Source organism: Blastomonas sp. CCH9-A1 (genome assembly GCF_001557175.1).
GTDB lineage: Bacteria > Pseudomonadota > Alphaproteobacteria > Sphingomonadales > Sphingomonadaceae > Blastomonas > Blastomonas delafieldii_A.
Genome location: NZ_LSHM01000032.1, coordinates 57,758 through 71,765, shown reverse-complemented (window position 1 = coordinate 71,765; position 14,008 = coordinate 57,758). Strand labels below are relative to the sequence as shown.

Sequence of the window (14,008 nt, the reverse complement as noted above, 5' to 3'; positions counted from 1 at the left end):
TCAGCCTTTCTCCAGCCTGGCGATGGCCGCTTCCAGGTCGGCAATTCCGGCTGAGAGGTTTCCGGTCTCTGCCTGAACCTTTCTGGCGCGCTTGAGAACCGATTTCATCCGGCCGACCTCTCCGAGCGTCAGCGCCTCGCGGATCGCCGGATCGTAGACCGCACGACTCATGCGGATGTCTGAACCCTTATCGGTCATTGCACATCTCCCTGTAACGAACATGAACAGTACTTAATCTTTAGCTGAAAAGATTCGATATGTTGATGCGGCTATTGAATCATTGTTGACAATCCTGGGGTGATTTGTATAGTGAAAATGTAAGCTGCTTGCAAAAAGTGCCAGCAATGCTGGTGCAGCTAATTCAATTTAGCTGCAGTCCGAATTATTTGTTCGGGTAATATTCAAAACAATGATTCGAATGGAGATTTATGATGGCAAAGTCTGAAAATGTGACTCGTGCTGCGTATCTTGATCGCAAGCAGATGGTGACGAAGAAGATCGACGTTGTCGAATCGCGTCTCAATGAACTTGCCGCCACCTTGCGTACGCTTCGCGCAGACGTGGTCGCCTGATCGTGATGTTGGCTGCGGATATTCATCCGCAGCCAATGTTCTTCATCGGTACAGTAGTTTGATTGTTGTCCCTCCTGGCGTGATGCGCAAGTAAAATGCAGGGCACAATTCATCCTCTACCGACCCATGCGTCCGTGGCGGCTTGCCAGCGCTTCGGTGTCGACATGGGCGAATTTCTCCCGGCGATACAGCAGCGCTTCATCGAGCATGGAGCCATCTTTCTTGCAGGATCGCTGGTGGAGGGATTTGGCAACAAGACCTCCGATCTCGATGTCATGATTGTGAGCGAGCTGGCGCTGGACGGCATCGATCATGTCGTGCGCAAGGATCATATGCTGATCAACATGATCTTCGGCAAAGCTCGCCGGATCGATCTGGAATATATCCACACCGGGACCATCTCCTCGCCGGTCGCGGAAATTGCTGCGCTGGACATTCCCGTCGACTTTGTCGCAGAGCGGATCGACGAGCGGCAGGAGCTGCTGATTCATCGCCTTCTGAACGCGGTCCCGCTCTTCGACACACCCGCCTACCGCGCGCTGCTTGCCGCCGCGCAGGCCTGCGATTTCCGCCGCTACATGGTCAAGCGCTGCATGCACAAGATCGACGGCGCCGCGCTCGATCTTGAAGGCATGGTGGATCGCGGAGATCCGGCCGAAGTGCTGCTGCGCCTCTTCGACATCATCGACCATAGCGTGGATGCCATCCGATTTGCGCACGGCTTCACCAATCCACTCGGAAAATGGCGGATCAGATCGCTTCGGTCGATGCCGCCATCGCCTGAGGCCGAAAATGCGCTTGGCATCTATTTGCGCTATAGGGTGTTCGGTCTCGGGCTGGACGCGCCCGATATGGACGAAGTGCTGACACTGGTGCGGCAAGTGCTCTACTGGTCCGACTGTGCCCTGAGGCGAGTCTATGCCTGAAGTGGTGAGGGAGATCTCGGCGGTGTTCCGCTTCTATCCCGATCCCAGGGGCGATATCCGCATGATTCACAATGGGCATAGCCGCCTCGAGATCGATGAAACCATCGAGGCGCTGTGGTTCGAGATCGACAGTAAGCGCAGCCTCTCGCAAATCTATCGTTCGTTTTGCAACGCGACCGGCCGTGTGCACGACCCGGTCTCGGCAACGTTGTTTGCCGATATTCTCCGGGAGTTCGAGCAGGCTGGGCTGATCCTGCGGAACGGTGACAGTTCCACGTGCCTGGCTTGCGGCTGCGAGCAGCGTCGTCCGAACCCCTTGCAGACGATGCCCGCGCGCTTCGAGACATGCGAAAGCTGCCACGACCGATTCGGTATAGTGGCGTGGTGGCGTCCTTCATCCCCGCCAACCCAACAGGCTTGAGATTGTGATCGAGGACGCCGGCTCATGGCGCTGCGCCCAGATGCCGGCCGGGGGAAGTCAAGCCGGTCCGGACCGCGGGTTTGCTACCGAAACTCCTGCATGCCCGTTCCCTGCGCATTTCAGAGGGGGATCCATCCCGCTCGGGCTAGACAGCTTGTCTCGCTCCCGGCGCCCGCGTGTCCCGCGCCAGGGAATGTCGTTGGCTCCTCTGCTAGGCAAAAGCAGAGACAGTCGCGTGTCCTTCGGGGCTGCTGACCATCAGGGCCGGGGCGCGGAACAGGAAGTGGCGGAGACGGAGGGATTCGAACCCTCGGTACCGGATTTACCAGTACGACGGTTTAGCAAACCGTTGGTTTCAGCCACTCACCCACGTCTCCGCATGGCAGCATGTCGATGCTTGCTTGCCCCAGCTACGGGGCCGGTCGATTGGCCAGAGCGCGCTATAGCGGCGGGTGGGGCAGGGATCAACCGGTTAAGTTCGCTTTCCGCGCCCGCTTTTGCGCATTTGCTGTGGATGGCCCGCAATCGCCCGATTCAACCGCATTTGTCGCAAATCGGACTCGGGTCGGCGCACCACCGACTCGGGTCATCGCCCATTCATTGTCTTGGGTCCAGGAATGCGGCGATTGTGGTTAATGATGCACAGGCGGGAGGCAAGCATGGCAATGGGCTGGTTCGGACAGGGTCTGGCGATTGTCGCCCTGGCGACATTGGGGCTGGGGGCAGGGCCTCTGGCCGGGCCGGCATCGGCCCAGGTCAGGACGATCGATCCCAATGACGCAATCGATGCGGACCTGGCGCCGGCGCGACCCAGCGGCACGGCCGAGCCGGCGCGTGAGGCGCCCCTCGACGGCGGATATGATTATGGCACGCCCGACAATGGTGCCACCAGCAGCACCGAATCACTGCCGCCGGTAGCCGACAGCAGCGCGCCTGCCGCGAATGCGGCGGTGCCGCCTGCGGTTTCCGGCAACGGCTATCAGAAGGATGATCTGATCGGCGCGGCAGAGGGCGTGTTCGGCAAGGGCGCCGAAGGGCTGGCCGGGCTGATCGAGGACATATTGCGCAAGCAGGGCGAGCCCAATGGCTATATCGTCGGGCGCGAGGCATCGGGCGCATTCGTCGTCGGGCTGCGCTATGGTTCGGGCACGCTGCACCACAAGGTGGAAGGCGACCGGCCCGTCTACTGGACCGGCCCTTCCATCGGCTTCGATGCCGGGGCCAATGCCGGCAACACCTTCGTTCTGGTTTACAATCTCTATGACACCGAGGACCTGTACAAGCGCTTCGGCGCGGGCGAGGGCGCGGCCTATCTGGTCGGCGGATTCCACACCAGCTATCTGCGCCGCGGCGATGTGGTGCTGATCCCCGTGCGCATGGGGCTGGGCCTGCGCCTCGGCGTCAATGCCGGGTACATGAAATTCACCCGCAAGCGGAACTTCGTCCCTTTCTGACGGATCGCTTCGCGGCAGGCATAGCCCGCAGGGTCGCAACTGCCATGGGCAAATACGGGGCCGGTTGTCGCACTCCAAAGCGGCAGCCGGCCTTTTTGCCTTGCCCCGGCGCGCAACGGTCGGCATGGAGGCTCGCGCATTTTCCTGACGCCGGAGAGGTGGTTTCCGGCAATTTTCAAACGTGAGATGGGGGAATTACCCGTGCTGGAACAATTGAAGGCGCAACCGGCCGATGCGCTGCTCGCGCTGATCAAGCTTTATGCGGCCGATGACCGCCCGACCAAGATCGACCTGGGCGTGGGCGTCTATCGCACCGCCGATGGCGCCACCCCGGTGTTCAAGGCGATCAAGGCGGCTGAGGCGCGCCTGCTCGACGGGCAGGACAGCAAGAGCTATCTCGGCCCCGAAGGCGATATGGGCTTTGTCCGCGCGATCATGCCCTGGATGCTGGGCGATTTCGATCCGGCAGGGCGCATCGACGGCCTGCAGACCCCCGGCGGCACCGGCGCGGTGCGGCTGGCAGCGGACCTGCTGCTCAAGGCCGGCGTCAAGCGTATCTGGATGGGCACGCCCAGCTGGCCCAACCATGTGCAGATCTTCAACGCCGTGGGCCTGGCGAGCGAAACCTTCCGTCATCTCGACGTCGCGACGCAGAAGCTCGACTTCACCGCGCTCGAAGCCGCGCTGGACAAGGCCGATGCGGGCGATGCGGTGCTGCTGCACGGCTGCTGCCACAATCCCACCGGTGCGGATTACAGCGAGCAGCAATGGCAGCAGATTGCCGAGACGGTCGCGGCCAAGCGACTCTTTCCGCTGATCGATCTGGCCTATCACGGCCTGGGTCATGGCTTTGAGGCCGACGGCTATGGCCTGCGCACCGTCCTTGCCAAGGTGCCCGAGGCGCTGATTGCCTATAGCTGCGACAAGAATTTCGGCCTGTATCGCGAGCGCGTCGGCGCGCTCTATGTGATGACCGAAAGCGCCGAGCAGCAGCCCGCGATCCAGTCGAACCTGGCCGCGCTGGCGCGTGCCAACTGGTCGATGCCGCCCGATCATGGCGCGGCTGCGGTCAGGATCGTGCTGGAAGACGAGGGGCTGACCAAGATCTGGCTCGCTGAACTCGATTCGATGCGCGAGCGGATGCGCAGCGTGCGCGACACGCTCGCTTCTTACCAGTCGATCGGATCGGTCAATCTGGCAGCCGTGGGCCAGCAGAACGGCCTGTTCTCGGTGCTCCAGCTGACGCCGGATCAGATTGCCGCGCTGCGCGCCGACTGGGGCGTGTACATGGCGGGTTCGGGCCGGATCAACATTGCCGGGTTCACGGAAGCCAATATCCCGCATTTCATCGAGGGGCTGCGCGCAGTCACCGCGTGATTCCGGCCTGACTGCGATCTGCCGCACAGCGCGCGCCCTGCGCGCCGTGTAGGCGGATCGCATGTCATTGTGTTCCACCCTGTTGCGGATGCGCGATCACTTGGCCGCTCTGGCCACAGCGATTCTGTGCGCGCATGCCATCGGTCTCGTTCGCCTGCCCGACTTTGTCCCCCACGGTTCGCTTCTGATCGAGGGGCGCGCGGGCCAGCTGATCGGCGTCGCGCTGTGTGCGCTGGCCCATGCCATCGTGCTGACCGCGCTGTATCGCAGGCGGCTGGTCGCAGGGCCGCTCTATCGCTGCGGCGAGACGCGGCCGCCCGATGCCTTTGACCAGCCCTATCGCCCCGGCACCTCCCGCCTGCTCGAAAGCTGGCACTATCGTTGACCGGCGCGCGCGCAGCATTTACCGCTGGCCCCCATGAAACCACCCCATATCCTGCTTATCGTCGGCGGCGGCATCGCCGCGTACAAGGCGTGCGAGTTGATCCGGCTGATCCGCAAGGCGGGCATGAGCGTGCGCTGCGTGCTGACCGATGGCGGCGCGCAGTTCATCACGCCGATGACGCTCGCGGCGCTGAGCGAGAACGAGGTGTTCACCACGCTCTGGGATCTCAAGAACGAGACCGAGATGGGGCATATCCAGCTGAGCCGCGAGGCCGACCTGATCGTTGTCTGTCCCGCCACCGCAGACCTGCTCGCGAAGATGGCGGCGGGGATTTCGGACAGCCTGGCGACGACGGTGCTGCTGGCCACCGACACGCCGGTACTGGCGGTGCCCGCGATGAACGTGCGCATGTGGCAGCATGCGGCGACCCAGCGCAATGTCGCGCGGTTGCGCGCCGACGGCATCACGGTGGTCGATCCCGATGACGGCGCGATGGCATGCGGCGAATACGGGCCGGGCCGGTTGCCCGAGCCGGTGGCGATCATGGAGCAGATCGAACAGGCTCTGGCCGTGCGGGCGGGTGCTGCCGTTGCTCCAACGCTACCACTTTCCGGCAAGCGCATCCTTATCACCGCCGGGCCGACGCACGAGCCGATCGATCCGGTGCGCTATATCGCCAACCGGTCGAGCGGGCGGCAGGGCTTTGCGATTGCCGAAGCCGCGGCGGCCATGGGTGCAGAGGTGCAGCTGATCGCCGGGCCGGTGCATCTGCCGACTCCGCCGGGGGTGACGCGCATCGATGTCGAGACCGCGCGCGAGATGGCGGCGGCGGTCGATGCGACGCTGCCAGCCGATATCGCGATCCTGGTCGCGGCGGTGGCCGACTGGCGCACCGCGGATGCGGCGGAGCAGAAGATCAAGAAGACCGGCGGCGCGCTACCGGTGCTGCAGCTGGCGGAGAATCCAGACATTCTGGCAGGGCTGGCCCGGGACGCGCGGCGGCCCGCACTGCTGGTCGGCTTTGCTGCGGAGACCGAGAATGTCATCGCGCATGCCCAGGCCAAGCTGGCGCGCAAGGCGTGCGACTGGATCGTCGCCAATGACGTCTCCGGCGATGTGATGGGCGGGAACGAGAACGCGGTGCACATCGTCACCGCCGATGGCGTGGAAAGCTGGTCCAACCTGCCCAAGGACCAGGTCGCGCGCAAATTGATGGAGAAGATCGCTGATGCCGTCCGCTGAACACCCGCTGGCGCCGATCACGATAAGGTTGAAGCGGCTGCCGCGTGGCGAGGGGCTGCCGGTGCCTGCCTACGCGACAGCGGGCGCGGCGGGGATGGATGTCGTCGCGGCTGAAGAGCTCGACCTGATGCCGGGTCAGCGCTATGCGGTGGCCACCGGCTTTGCGATGGCGATTCCCGACGGATACGAGGTGCAGGTGCGCCCGCGCTCGGGCCTCGCGCTCAAGCATGGCATCACCGTGCCCAACACGCCCGGCACGATCGACAGCGACTATCGCGGCGAGCTCAAGGTCATCCTGATCAACCATGGCGACACGCCGTTCCCGATCCGCCGGGGTGACCGCATCGCGCAACTGGTGGCCGCACCGGTGCAGCGCGCGGATTTCGCCGAGGTCGATGATCTCGACGCTACCGAACGCGGCACCGGCGGCTTCGGCTCGACGGGGGTATAAAAATCCTCCCACAGCTTGCTGGGGGAGGGGGACCGCGCGCGCAGCGGGTGGTGGAGGGGCAGCGGATGTGCACTGCCGCGATTCCAAGCGTGATCCCGCTTCCCCTCCACCACCGATCTTTGATCGGCGGTCCCCCTCCCCGAGACAAGCTCGGGGAGGATTTAGGAGGGTTAGCCTATGCTCACCGCGTCTCGCGGATCGGCTTCACCTTCTTGCCTTCGGGTGCGATCGAGATGCGCACCGTCTCGCCCGAGCGGCCGGGGAAATCGGTGAAGATCGCATCGACAAGGTTCGGCACCAGATATTGCAGGTTCTTGCTGCGCGACTGGGCCTCGGCCTTGCCTTCAAACAGGCGCTGATTGTCGGCGACGCGGTCGATCTTCAGGTCGAGTTCGCTGGTGTACACGGTGTAGCTGCGCACATCGTTATTCCAGCCAGGGCCGAAGATGAACGGGTCATAGAAGCCGAAACCAAAGGCACGGCGACCGTAGAAGCCGCCCCAGGGACCGCCCCACGGACCGAAACCGGCGCCCCAGCCGCCGCCAAAGCCGTCGGACACGACCTTTTCGCGGCCATTGTCGACATCATAGGCAAAGCTCACCACCATGTCGGCGCGCGAAGGATCGCTGGCGGGGACATAGCCCAGCTGGCTCATCTGGCGCGTCACCAGCCCGGCATATTGCGCGAATTCCAGCCCGCCTTGCAGGCGCGGATCGGATGCGGTGACGACAAAGCTCTGGCCCTGGGGAGCGGGCAGAGCCTGGAAGCGGGCGACATCGGCCTTGAACGGGGTGGCGCAGGCCGAAAGCGCAAGGGCAAGGGCGGGCACCGCAAACAGCGCTGCACGACGGGTAAAACGGCTGCGAACAGTCATTTTGTCTCTCCATGGCGGACGCACGCGACCCTGCGCCGTCCGACTCTGGATATAGGACTAACTGGCCGCGAATGAACCCCGTTTGAACGCAATTCTGCGCAGGTTCAGCTTCGGCTCAGCGCATCAGGCCGAGCGCCTCATAAGCTCCGCTGAGTGTCGGCGCCGCGACTGACCGCGCCTTTTCCGCGCCCTTGTCGAGGATCGCGTCGAGTGCAGCCTCATCTTCCTTGAGCTCGACGAAACGCTCGCGAATCGGGCGCAGCGTCTCGACCAGCACTTCGGCGAGCGCGGGCTTGAACGCGCCGAAGCCCTGGCCTGCAAACTGGGCGCAGACCGCATCGGGCGTCGATTCGGTCAGCGTCGCATAGATGCCGATCAGGTTGAGCGCCTCGGCCCGGCCTTCGAGCGCGGATGCGACGTCCGGCAGCGGTTCGGGGTCGGTCTTGGCCTTGCGGATCTTCTGCGCGATCTCGTCGTCACTGTCGGTCAAGTTGATGCGGCTCATGTCCGACGGGTCGGACTTGGACATCTTGGCATTGCCGTCGCGCAAGCTCATGATCCGCGCCGATTCCTTCGGGATGTACGGATCGGGCAGGGTGAACAGCTCGACCCCGAAATCGGTGTTGAACTTCATCGCGATGTCGCGGGTCAGTTCCAGATGCTGTTTCTGGTCCTCGCCCACGGGAACGTGCGTCGCCTGGTAGAGCAGGATGTCGGCGGCCTGGAGCACCGGATAGACGAACAGGCCGACACTCGCGCCCTCGCGGTTCTTGCCGGCCTTGTCCTTGAACTGGGTCATGCGGTTGAGCCAGCCGATGCGCGCGGTGCCGTTGAGCAGCCAGGCAAGCTCGGCATGTGCGGGAACGCGCGCCTGGTTGAACAGCACGCTGCGGTCGGCATCGATGCCGCAGGCGATCAGCGCGGCGGCCATCTCGCGCACGTTGCGGATGCGCGTCTCGCGCTCTTCATGCACGGTGATCGAGTGGAGATCAGCGAGGAAGAAGAAGCACGCGCTGTCCGCGTCCATCTCGTCCTGCATCTTCACCCAGTTGCGGATCGCGCCCAGATAATTGCCCAGGTGCAGATTGCCGGTCGGCTGGATGCCGGAAAGGACGCGCATGTCGGTTACTTTCTCGCCTGAAGGGGCGGGCCGCTTCACGCCTTGCGGCGCAGCATGCCCTTGATCTCGCTGAGCCGGTAAGCGCCCAGCGCCAGCGTTGCGAGCCCATATACCGCCGCGCCGCCGCCGCACAAGACGGCGAGTGCGGCGATGCGGTGCTCGAGCCTGCCTTCCATCCAGCTTTCTGCCAGATGCCCGCCAAGCCAGAGCGCCACGCCCATCAGCGCCGACGCAGCGATGATGCGCCACATCTTGGCAATCAGTCGCCCGTCGGGCTGGATATGCCCGCGCTTGTACAGCACGCCGAACAGCAGGCCGACATTGACCCAGGCCGACAGCGCGGTGGCTACGCCCACGCCGACGGGGCCCAGCGGCCAGATCAGCACCAGATTGCCGACAAGGTTCACCAGCATGGCCGCTAATGCGAGGCGCACCGGCGTCTTGGTATCGGCTCGGGCATAGAAGCCGGGTGTGAGTACCTTGATCAGCACATAGGCCGGCACCCCGCAGGCAAAGGCGGCAAGCACCTGCGCGGTGGCCAGCGTGTCCTCGGCGGTGAACGCGCCGTACTGGAACACGCCGTGGATGATCGGCCCGGCGGCGGTCACCAAAGCGACCGCAGCAGGCAGCGCGAGCAGCAGTGCGAGTTCGAGCGCGCGGTTCTGCGTGTTGAGCGCGGCCGCGCTGTCGCCGCCGCCGATCTGGCGCGAGAGCATCGGCAGGATCGCGGTGCCGACACCGATACCGATCAGCCCCAAAGGCAGCTGGTTCAGCCGGTCGGCATAATAGATCCACGAGACCGCACCTTCGCTCAAATAGCGTGCGGCGAGCGAGGTCGAGATCAGCAGGTTGAACTGGATCGCACCCTGGCCGATTGCTGCCGGCGCAATGAGCAGCAGCATTGCCTTGACGTCGGGCGACAGGCGCGGGCGCGAGAGCTTGAGCACCACGCCATTGGCGCGGCAGGACAGGATCAGCCAGAGCAACTGCATCGCGCCCGAGACGGTGACGGCGATCGCCTGGGTGATCGCGGTGTCGACCTCATTGTCGCCGCGAAAGAACAGCAAGGCGACGATCATGCAGATGTTGAGCAGGATGGGCGCTGCGGCATTGACCCAGAAGCGGTTCAAGGAATTGAGGATGCCGCCCAAGAGCGAGACCAGCGAGATCAGCCCGAGATAGGGAAAGGTGATGATCGTCAGGTGCCGCGCGAGCGCGAACTTTTCCGGCCCGCCATCGGGAAAGCCGCCGGTCATCGCATAGACGACGGGCCCTGCAGCGAGCATCATCAGCGCGGTGAACAGGACCAGGAACGGCACCAGCACCGACAGCACCTGGCCGGCAAAGGCCTTGGCGATGTCTAGTCCGGTACCGGGCGCGTCCTTGTCCGCCTCGGCCATCTTGCGGTTGAACATCGGCACGAAGACCGCGGCAAACGCGCCCTCGGCAAACAGCGCGCGGAACAGGTTGGGCAGCCGCCAGGCGATCAGGAACGCGTCCGATGCCATGCCTGCGCCGACATAGCGGGCCATCAATATGTCGCGCACCATCCCCAGCACGCGGCTGACCAGGGTCAGACCGCCGATGGTGGAGACGGCGCGCAGCAGGTTCATCGGATGATGCCCCAGGAAGCGAGGATCAGGCGTTGCCTTCCGCAGGCGGCATTGCCGCACCGAAATTCGGGTCCTGGCTCTGCTGTTCGTACAGTCCGACGAAATCGATCGGCTCGAGCACCAGCGGCGGATAGCCCGCATCGCGGATGACATTGCCCAGGATCAGGCGGATGTTCGGGAAGACCATGCGGGGCGTATCGGCGAACAGGAAGCGGCGGGTCTGCTCCTCGTCCATGCCGCGCAGGCCGACCAGCGCGCCATAGGCGAGTTCGACCAGATAGGCGGTGCCCTGTTCGGCCTTGGCTGCGATCGTGTAGGTGCACAGCATTTCATGCACCTCTTCATTGAGCTGGCGCGATTCGGCGCGGAACTGCACGTCGAAGCTCAACTGACCCGGCCACTGATAGCTGTCGGGGGCGTTCGGGTTCTCGACCGAAAGGTCCTTCACATATTGCGAGATCAGGCCAGCCTGCGGTCCCGCTGCGCCATTCAGCGCCGACTCTTGCGTGTTTACGGTGCCGTCTTCGGCCATGAATAATCCCTTTCGATGCAGTTGCGCGCCCCGCGCGTCCTGTGCCGCGCTCTAATCGGGCTGTGCTGCATGCGCAAGCGTCGCGAAAGTGCAGGTCCGGCGCAACGGATATCGGGCCAAAGCGATTTGCATATTGGCCGACATGTCCTATGTTGTGCTTTCAACCTGCTGCGCTGGCAGCATCACGTTCCACACGGGTGGGCAAACGGGAAGTCTTGTGACGGTAGAAATCATCATCCTGGCCATGGTTGCAGCATTTCTGGGGCTCCGGCTCTATTCGGTGCTGGGCAAACGCACCGGGCACGAGCAGGAACCGCTGACCCGCGGGATGGACACGCCTGTCACCAAACGCCCCACGGCGATCGAGCGCCCGCAGCTCGACGACAAGCCCGCTGGACTGACGCCGGGCACCTCGACCGTGTTCGACATCGCTGCCGAGCCGGGCATCCGCCAAATTCTCGCGTCCGATCGCAGCTTCGATGTCGGCCGTTTTCGCGAAGGTGCCAAGGCTGCCTATGGCATGATCCTCGAAGCTTTCTGGTCGGGCGACCGCGAACAACTGCGCAGCCTGTGCGATGATGAAGTCTACGAAAGCTTCGCCGAATCGATCGAGCAGCGCACTGCGCGCGGCGAGACGCTGGAGAACCGGCTGGTTCGCATCGACGAAACGCGCATCGTCGACGCCGAATATGACGCGCCGATGGCGCGCATCACCGTGCGCTTCGATTCCGACATTGCGGCGGTCGTGCGTGGTCCCGATGGCGAGCTTGTTGCCGGATCGCTGACCGATGCAGTCGAGACGCACGATGTCTGGACCTTCCAGCGCGACCTGCGCAGCAATGATCCCAACTGGATTCTGGTCGAAACCGACCAGGCCTGATTGCGACGGGGCAGGGGGCTGCTATGCAAAGGCTGGCGCTTGCCCTAGTGCCGCTGACGCTCGCCGGATGCGCGGGTGTCGTTCCTTCGGGGGACACGGCATCCACGCCAGCGCCATCGCGCCTCCCTTATGAAACGGTCACGCCTGCGCCTTCGCGGCCCGTGACACCGCCTGCTGGGGGTGCTGTTTCCAATTATGTGATCCCGCGCGCCACGCCCTTGCCTGCAATGACCGGGGCGGGCGTGATCGCGAGCGCAGATATCGCGCAGGCTGCGGGGCAGACGCTGCGCCGCGGTCCCGATATTGCCAGCCTGCCGATCGCGCCTGACGATGCGCGCGCCGCGCTCGCCGCATTCCGCCTCACCTGCCCGTCGGTCACCAAGCGCCAGGATGCGAGCGGCCTCACCCGGCCCGAGGACTGGCGCGCTCCATGCGACGCCGCTGCTGCCTGGGGCGACAAGGACCCCGCGCGCTTCTTCGCCGAAGCGTTCGAGGCGGTACAGGTCGGCGAAGGCGCGGCCTTCGCCACCGGCTATTTCGAGCCCGAAATCGCCGGCACACGCACCCGCCAGCCGGGGTTCGAGGTGCCGGTCTATGGTCGGCCATCCGATCTGGTGGATGTCGACCTGTCGCAATTCTCCCCCGAATGGGCGGGCAAGAAGATTCGCGGCAAGGTGAAGGGCAGCGATTTCGTGCCCTATGACGACCGCACCCAAATCGAGCAGGGATCGCTCAGCGGCCGCGCGCCGGTGATTGCCTGGGCGGCGGACGAGATCGAGTTCTTCTTCCTCCAGGTCCAGGGCTCGGGCCGCCTGCGCGCGCCTGATGGGTCGGTGGTGCGCATCGGCTATGCCAGCCAGAACGGGCGCGATTATACCGGCATCGGCGCGCTGATGCGCGATCGCGGGCTGCTCGCGCCCGGCCAGGCCAATATGCAGGGCATCGTCGCCTGGCTGCGCGCCAATCCCGAACAGGGCCGCAGCATCATGCGCGAGAACAAGAGCTTCGTCTTCTTCCGCGAGCTGACCGGGCCGGGGCCGCTGGGGGCGCTCGGCTATCAGGTCGAGGCCGGCAGCTCGGTCGCCGCCGATCCCAAGTTCATCCCGCTGGGCGCGCCGGTCTTCCTGTCGATGGACCGGGCCGAGCCCAATGGGCTGTGGATCGCGCAGGATACCGGCGGCGCGATCAAGGGTGCGAACCGGTTCGACACCTTCTGGGGCGCGGGCGATCAGGCGCGGACCATCGCCGGCGGCATGTCCGCGCGCGGGCTGGCGCTGATCCTGCTGCCGCGCGGGAGCTACGACCGGCTCGCTGCCCAGGCGCGCTGACGATGAGCCGCAGGCCGCTGACCGATGCGGAAGCGGCCCTGTGGAAACGGGTGATCGCGACAGTCGAGCCGTTCAAGGATCGGGTCAAGGCCCCCAGCACACCCAAAGCCCTCCCCCTTGATGGGGGAGAGTTGGGAGGGGGTGATGGAGCGTCTGCCGCTGCACTCAAAGGCTCGCTCACCCCCACCGCTGCGACTAGGCCGCATGCGGCCAAATCTCGCGCCTCCCCCATCAAGGGGGAGGATTGGCTCAGCTCAACTGCAGCCAAACCCACCCCTGGCTGGACCTTCACCCCCGCGCCTGTCCCCACCGTCAAGGGCAATCTCGACGGCCATTGGGATCGGCGCATGGCCAAGGGCGGGGTGCAGCCCGATGTCACGATCGACCTGCACGGCCACACGCTCGCCAGCGCTTACGCGCGGCTTGACCTGGCGTTGGGTCAGGCGGTCGCGGCGGACATGCGGTTGATGTTATTGATCACCGGCAAGGCGCGCGCGCCGGAGACGGGACGTGGAGCGATCCGCGCAGCGGTCTTGGACTGGCTCGCCTCGTCGCGCCATGCGGGCGATATCGCAGCGGTCCGCAACGCGCATCCGCGCCATGGTGGGGACGGGGCGCTGTATATCGTGCTCAGGCGGCGGCGGGGCTAGTTAGGTGCGCACGTCCCTCGACTGCGCTCGGGACAAACGGATTTGGGTTAAGCCGAGAATGCACCACTTCCCGTTTGTCCCGAGCCCTTCGACTGGCTGACAGGCCAGCCGCTCAGGGTAAACTAAAGTCGAGGGACGTGGTGTCAAATCTAGCGAACATCATCCCAACCTGTTCTCCGGCGA

Annotated in this window: 16 protein-coding genes and 1 tRNA gene; 11 read left to right on the top strand and 6 right to left on the bottom strand. The window is 64.5% G+C overall.

Annotated elements, in window-relative coordinates; genetic code table 11:
• A complete protein-coding gene (locus AX725_RS10085) occupies positions 1–198 on the bottom strand; it encodes a DUF1843 domain-containing protein (RefSeq protein ID WP_060978523.1) in 198 nt (65 codons plus the stop codon).
• A gap of 233 nt (positions 199–431) precedes the next feature.
• On the opposite strand from AX725_RS10085, the gene AX725_RS20915 reads away from it, so the two are divergent.
• From AX725_RS20915 to AX725_RS10075, 3 genes are all read left to right on the top strand, one after another.
• Entirely contained in the window at positions 432–572 is a 141-nt protein-coding gene (locus AX725_RS20915) for a hypothetical protein (protein ID WP_155645716.1), read from the top strand.
• Positions 573–736: 164 nt separating this feature from the next.
• Positions 737–1,498 carry a hypothetical protein gene (locus tag AX725_RS10080; RefSeq protein WP_060978524.1) on the top strand — a complete coding sequence of 254 codons (762 nt, stop codon included), beginning with the start codon at positions 737–739 and terminating at the stop codon, positions 1,496–1,498.
• Entirely contained in the window at positions 1,491–1,919 is a 429-nt protein-coding gene (locus AX725_RS10075) for a hypothetical protein (protein WP_060978525.1), read from the top strand. Before AX725_RS10080 ends, AX725_RS10075 begins: the two co-directional genes overlap by 8 nt.
• A 284-nt stretch (positions 1,920–2,203) precedes the next feature.
• Here the strand turns inward: AX725_RS10075 and AX725_RS10070 are convergent.
• Positions 2,204–2,296: transfer RNA gene (locus AX725_RS10070), tRNA-Ser, on the bottom strand.
• A 288-nt stretch (positions 2,297–2,584) separates the two neighbouring features.
• On the opposite strand from AX725_RS10070, the gene AX725_RS10065 reads away from it, so the two are divergent.
• The 5 genes from AX725_RS10065 (at position 2,585) to dut (ending at position 6,828) form a co-directional block, all read left to right on the top strand.
• Positions 2,585–3,373, top strand: a complete 789-nt coding sequence (locus AX725_RS10065) for a DUF1134 domain-containing protein (protein WP_082730786.1) — start codon at positions 2,585–2,587, stop codon at positions 3,371–3,373.
• Positions 3,374–3,574: 201 nt separating this feature from the next.
• Entirely contained in the window at positions 3,575–4,750 is a 1,176-nt protein-coding gene (locus AX725_RS10060) for an amino acid aminotransferase (protein ID WP_060978527.1), read from the top strand.
• 61 nt (positions 4,751–4,811) lie between these two features.
• Positions 4,812–5,135, top strand: a complete 324-nt coding sequence (locus tag AX725_RS10055; protein WP_155645926.1) for a hypothetical protein — start codon at positions 4,812–4,814, stop codon at positions 5,133–5,135.
• Between the two features lie 33 nt (positions 5,136–5,168).
• The gene (coaBC, locus tag AX725_RS10050; protein ID WP_060978529.1) at positions 5,169–6,377 is read left to right on the top strand and encodes a bifunctional phosphopantothenoylcysteine decarboxylase/phosphopantothenate--cysteine ligase CoaBC; all 1,209 of its coding nucleotides are present in this window, start codon (positions 5,169–5,171) and stop codon (positions 6,375–6,377) included.
• Positions 6,364–6,828: a dUTP diphosphatase gene (gene dut / locus AX725_RS10045; protein WP_060978530.1), complete on the top strand. Its 465-nt coding sequence runs from the start codon at positions 6,364–6,366 to the stop codon at positions 6,826–6,828. Before coaBC ends, dut begins: the two co-directional genes overlap by 14 nt.
• Positions 6,829–7,009: 181 nt before the next feature.
• On the opposite strand, the gene AX725_RS10040 is transcribed toward dut, so the two are convergent.
• The 4 genes from AX725_RS10040 to AX725_RS10025 all read right to left on the bottom strand — a co-directional run bounded on the left by AX725_RS10040 (position 7,010) and on the right by AX725_RS10025 (position 10,967).
• The gene (locus tag AX725_RS10040) at positions 7,010–7,702 is read right to left on the bottom strand and encodes a DUF4136 domain-containing protein (protein ID WP_060978531.1); all 693 of its coding nucleotides are present in this window, start codon (positions 7,700–7,702) and stop codon (positions 7,010–7,012) included.
• A gap of 115 nt (positions 7,703–7,817) precedes the next feature.
• Positions 7,818–8,822 carry a tryptophan--tRNA ligase gene (gene trpS, locus AX725_RS10035; RefSeq protein WP_060978532.1) on the bottom strand — a complete coding sequence of 335 codons (1,005 nt, stop codon included), beginning with the start codon at positions 8,820–8,822 and terminating at the stop codon, positions 7,818–7,820.
• A 35-nt stretch (positions 8,823–8,857) separates the two neighbouring features.
• On the bottom strand, positions 8,858–10,435 hold the full coding sequence (gene murJ, locus AX725_RS10030) for a murein biosynthesis integral membrane protein MurJ (RefSeq protein ID WP_060978533.1): 1,578 nt from the start codon (positions 10,433–10,435) through the stop codon (positions 8,858–8,860).
• Positions 10,436–10,460: 25 nt separating this feature from the next.
• Positions 10,461–10,967, bottom strand: a complete 507-nt coding sequence (locus tag AX725_RS10025; protein WP_060978534.1) for a protein-export chaperone SecB — start codon at positions 10,965–10,967, stop codon at positions 10,461–10,463.
• Between the two features lie 217 nt (positions 10,968–11,184).
• Here AX725_RS10025 and AX725_RS10020 point away from each other — a divergent pair, with 217 nt between their 5' ends.
• From AX725_RS10020 to AX725_RS20535, 3 genes are read left to right on the top strand one after another with little or no spacing between them, the layout of a single operon-like run.
• Entirely contained in the window at positions 11,185–11,847 is a 663-nt protein-coding gene (locus tag AX725_RS10020) for a Tim44/TimA family putative adaptor protein (RefSeq protein ID WP_155645739.1), read from the top strand.
• A 23-nt stretch (positions 11,848–11,870) separates the two neighbouring features.
• Positions 11,871–13,175 (top strand): murein transglycosylase A, encoded by a 1,305-nt coding sequence (gene mltA / locus AX725_RS10015; protein ID WP_066113854.1) that lies wholly within the window; start codon positions 11,871–11,873, stop codon positions 13,173–13,175.
• 2 nt (positions 13,176–13,177) lie between these two features.
• Positions 13,178–13,825: a Smr/MutS family protein gene (locus AX725_RS20535; protein WP_067513294.1), complete on the top strand. Its 648-nt coding sequence runs from the start codon at positions 13,178–13,180 to the stop codon at positions 13,823–13,825.
• The last annotated feature ends 183 nt before the right edge of the window (positions 13,826–14,008 follow it).